11 protein-coding genes are annotated in these 14634 nt (G+C 60.9%); 7 read left to right on the forward strand and 4 right to left on the reverse strand.

Annotation, left to right across the window (positions count from 1 at the left end; translation table 11 throughout):
* Positions 1-83: 83 nt before the first annotated feature.
* On the forward strand, positions 84-3191 hold the full coding sequence (locus FW800_RS04055; RefSeq protein ID WP_446437017.1) for an autotransporter domain-containing protein: 3108 nt from the start codon (positions 84-86) through the stop codon (positions 3189-3191).
* 128 nt (positions 3192-3319) lie between these two features.
* Entirely contained in the window at positions 3320-4744 is a 1425-nt protein-coding gene (locus FW800_RS04060) for a polyurethane esterase (protein WP_446437018.1), read from the forward strand.
* A 71-nt stretch (positions 4745-4815) separates the two neighbouring features.
* On the opposite strand, the gene FW800_RS04065 is transcribed toward FW800_RS04060, so the two are convergent.
* Entirely contained in the window at positions 4816-5040 is a 225-nt protein-coding gene (locus FW800_RS04065) for a YgdI/YgdR family lipoprotein (RefSeq protein WP_005788446.1), read from the reverse strand.
* A gap of 188 nt (positions 5041-5228) precedes the next feature.
* Between FW800_RS04065 and FW800_RS04070 the strand changes: the two genes are divergently transcribed.
* Entirely contained in the window at positions 5229-6875 is a 1647-nt protein-coding gene (locus tag FW800_RS04070) for a VRR-NUC domain-containing protein (protein WP_446437019.1), read from the forward strand.
* Positions 6872-9130, forward strand: a complete 2259-nt coding sequence (locus tag FW800_RS04075; protein WP_446437020.1) for an ATP-dependent DNA helicase — start codon at positions 6872-6874, stop codon at positions 9128-9130. Before FW800_RS04070 ends, FW800_RS04075 begins: the two co-directional genes overlap by 4 nt.
* Before the next feature lie 126 nt (positions 9131-9256).
* On the opposite strand, the gene FW800_RS04080 is transcribed toward FW800_RS04075, so the two are convergent.
* Both FW800_RS04080 and FW800_RS04085 read right to left on the reverse strand, forming a co-directional pair.
* Positions 9257-10207 carry an alpha-E domain-containing protein gene (locus FW800_RS04080; RefSeq protein WP_446437021.1) on the reverse strand — a complete coding sequence of 317 codons (951 nt, stop codon included), beginning with the start codon at positions 10205-10207 and terminating at the stop codon, positions 9257-9259.
* 2 nt (positions 10208-10209) lie between these two features.
* The gene (locus tag FW800_RS04085) at positions 10210-11619 is read right to left on the reverse strand and encodes a circularly permuted type 2 ATP-grasp protein (RefSeq protein WP_446437022.1); all 1410 of its coding nucleotides are present in this window, start codon (positions 11617-11619) and stop codon (positions 10210-10212) included.
* Between the two features lie 426 nt (positions 11620-12045).
* On the opposite strand from FW800_RS04085, the gene FW800_RS04090 reads away from it, so the two are divergent.
* The 3 genes from FW800_RS04090 (at position 12046) to FW800_RS04100 (ending at position 13035) form a co-directional block, all read left to right on the forward strand.
* Entirely contained in the window at positions 12046-12591 is a 546-nt protein-coding gene (locus FW800_RS04090; RefSeq protein WP_032803895.1) for a hypothetical protein, read from the forward strand.
* Between the two features lie 85 nt (positions 12592-12676).
* The gene (locus FW800_RS04095; RefSeq protein ID WP_446437023.1) at positions 12677-12889 is read left to right on the forward strand and encodes a hypothetical protein; all 213 of its coding nucleotides are present in this window, start codon (positions 12677-12679) and stop codon (positions 12887-12889) included.
* An 11-nt stretch (positions 12890-12900) separates the two neighbouring features.
* Positions 12901-13035, forward strand: coding sequence for a hypothetical protein (locus FW800_RS04100; RefSeq protein WP_005788437.1), 135 nt, complete (start codon positions 12901-12903; stop codon positions 13033-13035).
* A 120-nt stretch (positions 13036-13155) separates the two neighbouring features.
* Here FW800_RS04100 and FW800_RS04105 read toward each other — a convergent pair whose 3' ends face one another.
* Positions 13156-14502 (reverse strand): cation:proton antiporter, encoded by a 1347-nt coding sequence (locus FW800_RS04105; RefSeq protein WP_446437024.1) that lies wholly within the window; start codon positions 14500-14502, stop codon positions 13156-13158.
* Between the last annotated feature and the right edge of the window lie 132 nt (positions 14503-14634).

The following is a 14634-nucleotide window of genomic DNA, read 5'->3' on the forward strand; positions in this document are numbered from 1 at the left end:
CAAGCCAGCGCCCACATTGAATCGGCGGTGTTCTGGAGAAAGTGATTTACACACGTGCAATAAGAAAACTAAGGAAGGTCACCGTGAAAAAACGCAAGTCAGGGTTAACTACCGCCATCCACACCGGCCCGGGCTACCCGCTCAAGGCGCTGAGCTGCGTGCCATACGGCGCGTTGCTGTGTTGCCTGGCAAGCCTGGGAACCGCTCAGGCTGCACCCTATGTGGAAACCGGCAAGCTGGGTGATGCCGCCAGTTGGCGCAGCAACGAGTTCAAGGCCGACTGGGGCTTGGGCGCCGTGCATGCCGACACCGCGTATGCCGCCGGCTACACCGGCAAGGGCGTCAAGCTGGGGATCTTCGACCAGCCGGTGTACGCCCAGCATCCGGAATTCGCCAGCCCCGACAAGGTGGTGACGATTGTCACCGAGGGCATTCGCCAATACACCGACCCGTATATCCCGGTGAAAGCCGGCGATGCATTCCGTTACGACGGCACGCCGTCCAAGGACTCCAACGGCAAGCTGGGTAACCACGGCACCCACGTCGGCGGCATTGCTGCGGGTAACCGCGATGGCGGGCCGATGCATGGCGTGGCGTTCAATGCGCAAATCCTCACCGCCGAAAACGGTGACCCGGGCCCGGAAGACGGGATTATCCTCGGCAACGATGGCGCGGTGTACAAGGCCGGTTGGGATGGGTTGGTTGCCAGCGGCGCTCGCATCATCAATAACAGCTGGGGTATCGGCATCGGTGACCAGTACGCCAAGGGCGGCCGCGATCCGGCGTTCCCCAATTTCACCGTGAATGAAGCCCAGGCGCAGTTCAATACGATCCGGCCGATCCTCGGCACGATCGCAGGTGGTGCTTATCAAGGCGCCATCGACGCGGCCCGCAGTGGTGTGCTGACCATCTTTGCCGCCGGTAACGACTACAACCGCAACAACCCGGACGCGATTTCCGGCCTGGCGTACTTTGTGCCGGAGATTGCGCCGAACTGGCTGTCGGTGGTGGCATTGCAGCAGAACCCGGACACCGCCAGCCCTGATCCGTATGTGATCAGCACCTTCTCTTCACGTTGCGGCTATGCGGCGAGTTTTTGCGTGTCGGCACCCGGTACCAAGATCTACAGCTCGATCATCAACGGCACCGACCTGAACAACCTGACCACCGACTGGGCCAACAAAAACGGCACTTCCATGGCCGCCCCCCATGTGGCGGGTGCAGCAGCGGTGCTGATGGAGCGCTTCGAGTACATGAGCGGCGACCAGATCTCCACGGTGCTCAAGACCACGGCCACTGACCTCGGCGCGCCGGGTATCGACTCGCTGTATGGCTGGGGCATGATCAACCTGGGCAAGGCGGTCAACGGCCCGGGGATGTTTGTGACCGCCGAGGACATTCCTGCCGAGTTCCGCATTGAGGGCGCCTATGGCAGCGGCCAGTTCGTCGCAGACCTGCCGGGCGTCGGTGCGGTGGTGGACGCGGGCAAACCGACCCAGCGCATTTGCAACGACGTGCACTGCGGGCTGGATGTATGGAGCAACAACATTTCAGGCCATGGCGGCTTGACCAAGCAGGGCATCGGCACCCTGGTGCTGGCCGGCGCCAACACCTACAGCGGCCCGACCCTGGTCAATCAGGGCTTGCTGGCGGTCAACGGTTCGGTCACCTCCGATGTCATCGTCAGCCAGACCGGCGTAATCGGTGGCTCGGGGCGTATCGGCTCGCTGACGGCAAATAGCGGCGGCGCCGTGGCGCCGGGCAATTCCATTGGCACCCTGAACGTGGCAGGTAATGTCACCTTCAACCCGGGCTCGACCTACGCCGTGGAATTATCGCCTACCAGCAGCGACCGTATCGTCGCCGGGGGTACCGCCACGCTCAATGGCGGCACCGTAACCCTGGCCCTGGAAAACAGCCCGACACTGTTGAGTGCAACCCAGGCCCAAAGCCTGATCGGCCGTCAGTACAACATCCTGCAAGCGGCGGGCGGTGTCACCGGCAGTTTTGGTGCTGTACTGCCCAACTATCTGTTTGTCGGCGGCACCTTGAATTACGCGGCCAACGGTGTGCAGTTAGACGTGACACGCACCAACAGCTTCGCCAGTGTTGCTGCTACACCGAACCAACGCGCCGTGGCCGCAGCCGTTGAGCAATTGGGTGCGGGCAATGGCGTGTATGAAAGCTTGCTGTTGGCACCGACGGCCGCTTCGGCCCAGGGCGCGTTCCAGCAACTGAGCGGTGAAGTCTATCCGGCACTGCAAACCGCATTGGTCAATGACAGCCGTTATGTACGCGAAGCAGTGGGCGAGCGCCTGCGCAATGGCGAGATGGGCGCAACCAGCCAAGCCATCGACAGCCGTGGCAACGTATGGGTCAAGGCCCTGGGCGCCTGGGGCAAGACCGACAGCCGCAGCGACACCGCTGGCTATAACACCTCCATCGGCGGGATGCTTGCCGGGGTGGACGGTGCCCTCGACGACGCCACGCGCATTGGTCTGGTCGCGGGTTACAGCGATACCTCGCTGAACATGGGCAGCGACACCCATAGCCGCGCCTCGGTCGACAGCTACCACTTCGGTGCTTATGCCGGGCATGAAATCGGCGCCTGGCGCCTGAGCGGTGGGGCGACCTACAGCTGGCACCGCGCCGATGTGAAGCGCGATCTGCAATACGGCGATGTCGCCGGCAAGCAAAAGGCCAAGGTCGATGCGCACAGCACCCAGGTGTTCACCGAAGCGGCGTATCGCATCAACCTGCAACCGCTGGCCCTGGAGCCGTTCGCCAACCTGGCCTATGTGCACCTGGACACGGACAGCTTCAAAGAGAAGGGCGATGCCGCTGCGCTGAAAAGTGGCGACGACAGCCGCGACCTGGTGTTGAGCACCTTGGGTGTGCGCGCCTTGAAGACCTTCAACGTCAACGACCACCAGCAATTGGAAGTCTCCGGCACTCTGGGCTGGCAGCACAACCTGAGCAGCACCGATTCCGAGCAACACCTGGCGTTTGCCTCGGGTGGCCCGTCGTTCGCGGTCGAAAGTGCGCCGATGGTGCGGGATGCCGCACTGGTTGGGGCACGGGTCAGCCTGGCGTTGAGCAAGGATGCGCGGGTGAACTTTGACTACAACGGCCTGCTGGCCAGCAAAGAGAAGGTGCACGGCGTCGGCTTGAGCCTGGACTGGGCGTTCTAAAGGTCAGGTGTAGTTGGTTGTGGCGAGGGAGCAAGCTCCCTCGCCACAGAAGCTCGCTCCTACAGTAGGTAACGGATAACAGGTGTTTTGGCTTTCTCTACAAATCCAACAACAGAGAGGCACTACCAATGGGTATCTTTGACTATAAAAACCTCGGCACCGAGGGCTCCAAAACGTTGTTCGCCGATGCGATGGCGATCACGATGTATTCCTACCACAACCTGGATAACGGCTTTGCCGTGGGTTACCAGAACAACGGCTTGGGCCTTGGCCTGCCGGCCACGCTGGTGAGCGCGCTGATTGGCAGCGGCAACGCCCAAGGCGTGATTCCCGGGATCCCGTGGAACCCGGATTCAGAAAAAGCCGCCCTCGACGCAGTGCAACAGGCCGGTTGGACCCCCATCAGCGCCAGCACCCTGGGCTATACCGGCAAGGTCGATGCCCGTGGCACCTTCTTTGGCGAAAAGGCTGCCTACGGTACCGCCCAAGTGGAAGTACTGGGCAAATACGATGACGCCGGCAAACTGCTGGAAATCGGCATCGGCTTTCGTGGCACCTCGGGGCCACGGGAAAGCCTGATCACCGATTCCATCGGGGATGTGATCAGTGACCTGCTTGCTGCATTCGGTCCCAAGGACTATGCAAAAAATTACGCTGGCGAGGCGTTTGGCAACTTGCTCGGCAACGTCGCTGACTATGCCAGCGCCCAGGGCCTGAGCGGCAAGGATGTGGTGGTCAGCGGCCACAGCCTGGGCGGCCTTGCGGTCAACAGCATGGCGGATCTGAGCGGGAGCAAATGGTCAGGGTTCTACACCGATTCCAATTACGTAGCCTATGCGTCGCCCACCCAAAGCGCCGGCGACAAGGTGCTTAACGTCGGCTACGAAAACGACCCGGTATTCCGGGCGCTGGACGGTTCCTCATTCAACCTGTCGTCCCTGGGCGTACACGACAAACCCCACGAGTCGAGCACCGACAATATTGTCAGCTTCAACGACCACTACGCTTCCGCACTGTGGAACGTGCTGCCGTTTTCCATCCTCAACCTGCCGACCTGGGTCTCGCACTTGCCCACCGGTTATGGTGACGGCATGACACGCATTCTTGAGTCCGGCTTCTACGAGCAGATGACCCGTGACTCCACAGTGATCGTCGCCAACCTGTCCGATCCGGCACGGGCCAACACCTGGGTACAGGACTTGAACCGCAATGCCGAGGCGCACAAGGGCAATACCTTTATCATCGGCAGCGACGGCGATGACCTGATCAAGGGCGGCAGGGGAGCGGACTTTATCGAAGGCGGCAAGGGTAATGACACGATCCGCGACAGCAGCGGGCATAACACGTTTTTGTTCAGTGGGCAGTTTGGTAATGATCGAGTGGTTGGCTATCAGTCGACAGACAAGCTGGTGTTCAACGATGTGCAGGGCAGTCCCGATTATCGCGATCACACCAAGGTGGTGGGCGGGGATACGGTGATCAGTTTTGGCGCCGATTCGGTGACGTTGGTGGGCGTGAGCAGTCTGTCGGGGGAGGGGATTGTTATCGCTTAAGTTGGAATGCGGTTGAAAACTGTGGGAGGGGGCCTGCCCCCTCCCACATTTGATCGGTGTTGATTCGAAGATTAGTTTTCCTTGCGCACCGTGGCTACATCATCGGCCTTGATGCGAATGCGCTTGCCGGCGATATCGGTAAATTCATAGAAGCCGTCGGCTGTCTTGGCGTTGGGCGTGTCCTTGGTCAAATACTGCGTGCCATTTTGCAATGTCACTACCGTTTGCGTGGAGCAACCGGCCAATACCAGAAAAGTGAGTGCAACCAGCGGCAGACCCAAATTCTTCATGTTCATAACCCTTACCTTTAACCCTGAAAAGTCCCGCAGCGTCTGGCTGTGGGCTATAAATGTTACGCGATCAACTCCCTCATCTGATCGTTTTTTTGCAAAAAGTTGCAGGCGCCATTTATCTATTACCGATTGCAACAACGGCTTTGCATCGGCACTCTGTATGCATAACCAGTATTTGACTCCCTTGCGCCATGGCCAACCCCCTCGAAGACCCCTTGTATTACCTGCATAACTTCCGCCAGGTCCTGGCCTGGCTGGGGCAACGCTATGCCGATCTGCTCGATGCGGACGAACAGCATTTCATTCAGCAATTTGACAGGTTGCCCCAGGCGTCCCAGGCGTTATTGGTGCGCATGGTGATGCGCAAGGGTGTGCATTTTCGCGGCGCCAAGCTTAATTATGTGGAAATCGGCTGCCCCCATGCGGCAGCGGGCCCATTACGAGAACTGGGATGGGTGGATGACCAAAGCCCGCTGCCGTTTGCCACCTTGTTCGCCTTGCTGCAAAAGGGCGAAATCCTCGGCGCGTTCAGGCCCTGGATCGATCAGCCCAAGGGCAACAAGGCCACCTGGCTCGAACCGCTGGCGGCGCAGTTCAGCGAGCCGCGCAGTTTTGCTCAATGGTGCCCGGGCTTGGATGATGTGCTCTATAGCCTTACGGTCATGGCGTTGTGTGATCGCCTGCGCTTGATGTTCTTTGGCAACCTGCACCAGGACTGGTCCGAGTTCGTGCTGGCAGACCTGGGCATCTACACCTATGAAAAAGTCGAGATTTGCGCCGAGTCCCGCGGGTTACGCACGCGTGACGACGTGGTGGGGTTCCTGTTCCTGCACCAGTGCCAGCAAGCGTTTGAAGCCGGTGAGGCATTGGACACGCTGCTGGTGCAGATCGCCGGCCTGCGCACCGACAACCCCTGGCTGGAAAAACGCCGCGCCAAGCTGTTGTTCCAGATCGGCCAGTATTGCGAGCGCTGCGCCGAGCTTGCGCTGGCTGAACAGATCTACCTTGCCTGCGCCTATCCCGGTGCACGTGCGCGGTTGATCCGGGTCGTTGAGCGTCAAGAGGATTACGCCCGAGCGCTGGCCCTGGCCACTGCAGCCCAGCAGGCCCCGGAAAGCGCCGCTGAACAACAGCACTTGCTGCGTGTATTGCCGCGCCTGCGCCGCAAACTCGGCGAACCGGCGTTGCCCAAGGCCAAGCCGCAAGCGGTTGCACGCCTTGACCTGGCACTCGCCCAGGCGCCGCTGATGTCGGTGGAATACTGCGTCCAGGCGCACCTGAACGAGCCCGAGGCACCGGTGCATTACGTCGAGAATGGGTTGATCAACTCGCTGTTCGGCCTGTTGTGCTGGGAAGCGATTTTCGCGCCGCTGCCGGGCGCGTTCTTCCATCCGTTCCAGCGTGGGCCGGCGGACCTGCACAGCGAAGACTTCCATCAACGCCGCGAGGCGTTGTTTGCTGCGTGTTTCGAGCAACTGGGGGATGAGCGCTACAAGGCCACCATCCGCCAACGTTTTCTGGACAAATGGGGTATCCAATCACCTTTCGTGTTCTGGAACCTGCTCAGCGAAGAGCTGTTGGAGCAAGCCTTGGCCTGCCTGCCCGCCGAGCACCTGCGCCATTGGTTCACACGCCTGCTGCTGGATATCCGCGCCAACCGCACCGGGATGCCGGACCTGATCCAGTTCTGGCCTGCACAAAAAACCTACCGCATGATCGAGGTCAAGGGCCCGGGCGACCGCCTGCAAGACAACCAACTGCGCTGGCTGCAATTTTGCGGCGAGTACCAGATGCCGGTCACCGTCTGTTACGTGCGCTGGGCGGAGCAACCCGCTTGAGTTACAGCGTGGCCGTACGGGCGCTGTGTGAGTTCACGGCCAAGGTCGGCGACCTTGACCTGCGCTTTACCCCGTCGCCCAGCGCCCAGGAAGGTATCGTCGGCCACCGTACGGTGGCGTCCCGGCGCAGCGCGCACTACCAGAATGAAGTCGCCCTGGAGGGGCAATACCAGCAGCTCAACGTGCGGGGCAGGGCGGACGGCTACGACCCCGACGCCAACCGCCTTGAAGAAGTCAAAACCTACCGCGGCGACCTCTCTGCCCAGCCCGCCAACCATCGGCAACTGCACTGGGCCCAGGTCAAGGTGTATGGCTGGCTGATGTGCCAGAAGCTCGGCCTCGGCGAAATCGACTTGGCGCTGGTGTACTTCGATATCGTTGGCGAAGGCGAGACGCTGCTGAACCAACGTCTCGAGGCGGCGCAGCTTGAGCGCTTTTTCAATCAGCAATGTGCGTTGTTCCTCGACTGGGCCCAATTGGAAATGCAGCACCGCGATAAGCGCAACAAGGCCGCCCAAGCCCTGGCATTTCCCCATGCCGATTTTCGTCCCGGGCAGCGTACGTTGGCCGAGTCGGTCTACAAGGCGGTCAGCACCGGCCGTTGCCTGATGGCCCAGGCGCCCACGGGCATCGGCAAGACCGTCGGTACCCTCTTCCCGATGCTCAAGGCGCTGGCGCCGCAGCAGCTGGACAAGGTGTTCTTCCTTACCGCCAAAACGCCGGGGCGCAAGCTCGCTCTGGATGCCGCCCAGGTGCTGTACGACAGCAGTCCGGATCTGCCGCTGCGTGTACTTGAGCTGGTTGCACGGGACAAGGCGTGCGAACACCTGGATAAAGCCTGCCATGGTGATTCCTGCCCACTGGCCAAGGGTTTTTACGACCGCTTGCCCGCCGCCCGCCAGGCCGCGTCCAGGGTTCGCCTGCTTGATCAGCGCAGGCTGCGCAGTGTGGCGCTGGCCCATGACGTGTGCCCGTATTACCTCAGCCAGGAAATGGCGCGCTGGGCCGACCTGGTAGTCGCCGACTACAACTATTTTTTCGACTTCGGCGCCCTGTTATTCGGCCTGGCGCAGTTGAACCAATGGCGTGTTGCGACGCTGGTCGACGAGGCCCATAACCTGGTGGAACGCGCCCGTTCGATGTACAGCGCCAGCCTCGACCAATACAGCCTCAAGACCTTGCGCGATACCGCGCCCGAGCCGCTGAACAAACCCTTGCAGCGCCTGAACCGCGAGTGGAACGCGTTGCACAAGGAACAAGTCGCGCCGTATCAGGCCTATGCCACCCGGCCCGACAAACTGCTACAGGCCCTGAGCCTGTGCACCAGCGCCATGGGCGACTACTTCAACGATCACCCCGAGTCCCTCAATGGAGACCTGCAAGCCTTCTACTTTGAAGCACTGCAATTTTCCAAGGTGGCCGAGCTATTCAACGAACACTTCATCTTCGACATCAGCAAGCGCCAGTTCAGTGGCAAGCGCAGTAGCTCGACCCTGTGCCTGCGTAATGTGGTGCCGGCCGAATTCATCCGGCCCCGATTGACGGCGGCTCGCAGCAGCGTGCTGTTTTCCGCGACCCTGAGCCCACGCCACTATTACGCCGATTTACTCGGGTTGCCGGCGGATACTGCCTGGGTCGATGTAGAGTCGCCGTTCAAGGCCGAGCAATTGCAGGTCAGCATCGTTGAGCGCATCTCTACACGCTTTGTGCACCGCCAGGCGTCGCTGGAACCTATTGTGGAATTGATCGCCCGGCAATTTGCCGAGCAGCCGGGCAACTACCTGGCGTTTTTCTCCAGCTTCGATTACCTGCAGCAAGTGGCGCAGTTACTCGCCGAGCGACACCCGCAGATTGCACTGTGGCTACAGTCACGCGGCATGGCCGAGGCCGAGCGCCAGGCGTTCCTGGACCAGTTCACCCAGCACAGCCAAGGCATCGGTTTTGCGGTATTGGGCGGCGCGTTTGGCGAAGGTATCGACCTGCCGGGGGCGCGTTTGATTGGCGCTTTTATTGCCACCCTGGGCTTGCCGCAACTCAACCCGGTGAATGAACAGATCAAGGCACGCATGGGCGAGGTTTTCGGCGCGGGGTATGACTACACCTACCTGTATCCCGGCATCCAGAAGGTGGTGCAAGCGGCGGGGAGGGTGATCCGCAGCCAGCACGACCGCGGCGTGGTGATGTTGATTGATGACCGCTTTGGCGAGGCACGGGTTCGACAGTTGCTGCCGAGGTGGTGGGCGATCAATGTTTGACAGATTACGGCGATTCAAATGTGGGAGGGGGCTTGCTCCCGATTACGGCGTATCTGCCAGCCAGTATGTAGCTGACCCACCGCTATCGGGAGCAATCCCCCTCCCACATTTGAGCGGTGGTGTTGCTTAGACCACTTCCAGGTAAGAACTGTGTATCGCCCGCGCCAACTCGCGCACGGTGTCGATAAAGTCCGTCAACCGGGCGTGCAGTCCATCTTCCAGAATCTCATCGATCCCGGTATACCGCAGCCTTGCTTCGAACTCCGCCGCCAGGCGCTGCGCCGTGCGTCCGTAACTGCCGGGCAAGTCGGCGAGGATATGGCTCAACTCTTCGATGCACGCGTGCAGCGAGCGCGGGACATCGCTGCGTAACAGCAGTAGCTCCGAGACCGAGCGTGCATTCAGGGCGTTGGGGTATAACTCGGTGTACGCCTCGAACGAGGACAGCGCACGCAGCAGGGCGCTCCACTGGTAATAACCGCGAGCCGACAAGTCGCTGACTTCTTCGGACTCTTCACCAAACATCTCATAGCGCGCATCCAGCAGGCGCAAGGTGTTGTCGGCGCGTTCGACAAAGGTGCCCAGGCGAATAAACCGGTAGGCGTCATTGCGCATGATGGTGCCCGAGGTCGCGCCGCGAAACAGGTGCGAGCGTTGCTTGACCCAGTCGCAGAAGTGGCTGATGCCATGCCGCGCCAGGCCGCCGGCGGCGATGCTGCGCATTTCCAGCCAGGTGGCGTTGAGGTTTTCCCACATATCGGCGGTGATGCGCCCGCGCACGGCGTGGGCATTGCCTCGGGCGGCGCGCAGGCAGTTGTAGATGCTGGCCGGGTTTTCTTCGTCCAGGGCGAAGAAGTGCAACATGCGCTCGGCATCCAGGGTCTGGTGACGCTCCAGGTAGCTGTCCAGGGTGCCGCTGCTGAGCAACGACATTGCCAGCTCATCCAGGCCATCGCTGCGCCCGGCCTGGGGCATCAACGACAGTGAATAACTGACTTCCAACATGCGCGCCAGGTTCTCGGCGCGTTCCAGGTAGCGCGACATCCAGTACAGATCAGCAGCGGTTCTACTCAACATACTCAGCCCTCCACCACCCAGGTGTCCTTGGTTCCGCCGCCTTGCGACGAGTTGACGACCAGCGAACCTTCCTTCAGCGCCACGCGGGTCAAGCCGCCCGGCACCAGGCGGGTTTCCTTGCCCGAGAGCACGAAGGGGCGCAGGTCGATATGCCGGGGCGCGATGCCGTTTTCGACAAAGGTCGGGCAAGTGGACAGGCTCAAGGTCGGTTGGGCGATATAAGCGTGGGGACGCGCCTTGATGCGCTGGCGAAAATCTTCGATCTCGGCTGCGCTGGAGGCGGGGCCCACCAACATGCCGTAGCCGCCGGAACCCTGGGTTTCCTTGACCACCAGTTGTTCCAGGTTGGCCAGCACATGGGACAGTTCATCGGGCTTGCGGCACTGGAAGGTCGGTACGTTTTGCAGCACCGGCTCCTCGTCCAGATAGAAGCGGATCATCGCCGGCACATAGGGGTAGATCGACTTGTCGTCAGCCACCCCGGTGCCGATCGCGTTGGCGAGCACCACATTACCCGCGCAATAGGCCGCCACCAGGCCGGGTACGCCGAGCATTGACTTGGGGTTGAACGCCTCGGGGTCAAGGAAGGCGTCGTCGATGCGCCGGTAGATCACGTCCACCGCCTTGGGGCCATCGGTGGTGCGCATGAATACCTTGAGGTCGTGCACGAACAGATCGGCGCCTTCGACCAGCTCCACGCCCATTTCCCGCGCCAGGAACGCGTGTTCGAAAAAAGCGCTGTTGAAGCGCCCAGGGGTCAATACCACCACATTGGGGTTATCGAGGCGGCTGGCGCTTTTCAAGGTCTTGAGCAGCAGGTTGGGGTAGTGGTCCACCGGCGCAATGCGTTGCTTGGCGAACACTTCCGGGAACAGGCGCATCATCATCTTGCGGTCTTCGAGCATGTAGCTCACGCCGCTGGGGGTACGCAGGTTGTCTTCGAGCACGTAATAGGTGCCGTCGCCGTCGCGTACCAGGTCGACGCCGGAGATGTGCGAGTAAATGTCGCGGTGCAGGTCCAGGCCGACCATCGCCGTCTGATAGCCCTCGTTGCCCAGCACCTGTTCTGCCGGAATGATCCCGGCCTTGATAATGCGCTGGTCGTGGTAGATGTCGGCGAGGAACATGTTCAGTGCGTTGACCCGCTGGATACAGCCACGCTCGATCAGGCTCCACTCACTGGCGGGGATGCTGCGGGGGATGATGTCGAAGGGAATCAGGCGTTCGGTGTCTTGCTCGTCGCCATACAGGGTGAAGGTGATCCCGGCGCGATGGAACAGCAAGTCGGCTTCACGGCGACGCTGGGCCAGCAGTTCCGGCGGCGTGTTGGCCAGCCAGCGGGAAAAATCCTGATAGTGGGCACGGCATACGCCGTTTGCGTCATTCATTTCATCGAAGAAAGTTCGAGCCATTCCAGTACCTTGTCAGTGCCGAGGATTTCCTGGGTGGCACTGCCGCTTGAAAAACGCATGTTCTTATGAGCCCGTGGCTGAGGGTGCCAACAGGCCTGGTCCTTACTTTCTTATGGAGTCGGCTCTGGGTCGCGGGGTAACGAATGCTCCTGTTTTCGGGTAGATGAATGGATAAAGCAAGGGATGTGCCGGAACGCACACAAGGTGGCGATTACCTGTGGCGAGCGAGCTTGCACGCGCTGGAGTGCGCAGCGATCGCGCTTTTGTGGGGGCCTGCTGCGCAGCCCAGCGCGAGCAAGCTCGCTCGCCACAGAAGCGGGCTCACCACATGGGGGCAGAGGGCGCCCTGACTTGGTGCGCAAGAAACTTGAACTTCATCCACGTCCGATTCTTCTAATGAGTCCCGTCACTTTGTGGAGCATCGTTGTGCCCCGAATCATCTCCCCAAACACGCCGGAAGCGGCCCTGACCGACCATAGCGAACACAACGCCAAGATCTTCGGCTCGCCCAAGGATCGCCTCGACTTCTACCGGCGCGAGATCCAGTACGAAACCAGCATCCTGGCCAACCGCACCGACGCTTACCTCACTGCGCAATCGTTTCTGGTGATCGCCTTCGTGTCCGGCATGGGCAACCTCAACCCGGAATGGGGCAAGCTGTTCACGCTGGTGGTGCCGGTGATCCTCGCCGCGCTGGGTATTCTCAGCTCGCTCAACGCCTGGCCTGGCATACGCGCGGCCTACCAGATCATTGATCACTGGCACTACAAGCAAAGCGAATTGCTGCGCAGCGAGCCGGTGATGGGCCTGGCCTACGATGAATCGCCGCTGTTTTCCGAAATGGAGTCCAGTCACAAGGGCTATCGCAAGTCGTTGCTGTTTTCCATGCGCGCGCCGTGGTTGTTCATGGTGTTCTGGCTGGTGCTGGGCATCTATGCGTTTTATATCCAGGTGGACAATCCACTGCGCTGAGCAATCGGACGGAACTTCACTGGGGCACGTGGCGCCTTAGCTTTACGCGGTAAAGATTTATCACCGGTCTGTGAAGAGGTATGCCATGTCTACATCCAACGATCCCCAAACCAGCAACCGCAATGACCCTGCCATCGATGGTGGCGAGCTTGCTCCGGGCACCGCTGCCGATGCGCCCAAGGACCCGACGCCTGCCAGCGACCCCAAGGCCAGGGAAAACGACTACAGTCCAGACTTCAAGCCTGAGCGCGAGCACAAGCCTGAAACCGATGCCGATATCGATACCCAAGGCGGTTAGCGGAGACGGTCATGTCGAAAGAACTCGACGAAGAACTCAACGACCCCGGCAATGAAGATCCGGGTTCGCTGATGGATGATGCGCAAGTGCCGCTCAACGATCTGGATGAAGCGGCCGACGTCGGCAATACCGACAGTCAGGATTGATCCGGCGACGGGCCAGAGGGATCGGTGAGCTTGAACAGTAGGTCTTCTTACTGTGCTTGATCCAGTGAAACCTTCTGGCCCGGTACGCGGTTATCCGTCACGCCAAGCGCGGCGCAGGATTCATTTTTTGTGCGCGGCGCGTCGTTCGTACCACGCCAGCAAGGGCTGGGTGCTGAGGCCATGCACCATCACGCTCAGCGCGATCACCGAGAGGGTCAGGTTCACCGCCACGGCGCTGCTGGTACCGATCAGCCCATGGTTGAGCGCATAGAACAGGTAGTAGAGGCTGCCGATCCCACGAATACCAAACCAACTGACCAGGCTGCGTTGCCGCCGATCCAGCAGGCTGCCCCAAGGCATCGCAAACACGCTGAGCGGGCGAACCACACAGAACAGCAACGCCGCCACCGGCAGCGCGCGCCAATCCCAATGGCTGACCAATACGATGCCCAAGACGCTGACCAGGAACACCTCCATCGAGCGCTCGACCAGGCTGCCGAAAGCCAGCATGTCGCCCATCATCACGCCGGCGGCGATCTGGGTGTCCTTCAACTGGCTGATGTCACCGTGCAGCGCCTGCTCGGGCTCGATCTCCAGATGGCCCACCACCGGCTGGGCCAGGTGCTCGGCCGGCGTTTGCGCATAACCGGTGGATTTGACCTCGGCCTGGCGCAGCCCCAGGCCCGCCGCGAACACCGACAAGAAGCCGTAGCCGCCGACCGCTTCAGCCGTCACATACGCCAGGGCAATCAGCGCGAGGGTGAGGTAGTCATTCGGTGACAGGGTGCTATCGGCATTGATCAAGCGCAGGCGCAGGGTGATACGGCCAATGCCGCGGCCCATCCAGTAACCCATCAACAGCCCGGCCGGTACCGCCCACAGCAGGTTCTTCAGCACCCAGCCGCCGAACCAGTCGCCGTCGAAACCGCCATGTTGCATAAACAGCAGGCCAAAAATCACAAAAGGAAACGCAGTGCCGTCGTTCAATCCTGCTTCGCCGGACAGGCCGAATCGCAATGCGTCATAGTCCTGGGCATTGTTGACCTGCACCAGGCCGGCCAGCACCGGATCTGTGGGCGCCAGCATCGCTCCCACCAGCAATGAAACGCCCCAGGTTAAATCGAACAGGTAGTGCAGCAACAGGCAGGTGCCGAGGATGGTCAGCAGCATCACCGGCCCGGCCATGCCAAAGGCGATGCGCCAGGTGCGGTGCTTGAGCGGCAGGCGCAATTTCAAACCGCTGACAAACAGCGAAAACAGCACCGCCACTTCCGTCAGGTGCTCCATCCAGCGCGCTGAGCCCTTCACGTCCAGGTGCAACAAGTCCACGCCCAGCGGGCCAATGGCGATGCCCAGCAACAAGCACACCGCTGAGGTGGTCACCGGCATCCAGCGCAAATAGGAGGAGGTGAGGGCGAGGGTGAGCAGTACGGCGCCCAATACGGCCAACCATAGAATGAAAGTCATCGTGCGTGTTCCAGGGCCGTGGTCTATGCAGGTTTGAGAACAGCGACCGGGAGGGGGTTCAATGTGATTGTCTGCCACGGGGACAAGGCCCTATTTATCCATTGAACGACGGTTTGCTATGCACTAAGTTGA

It is taken from the genome of Pseudomonas sp. 910_23 (assembly GCF_052850795.1).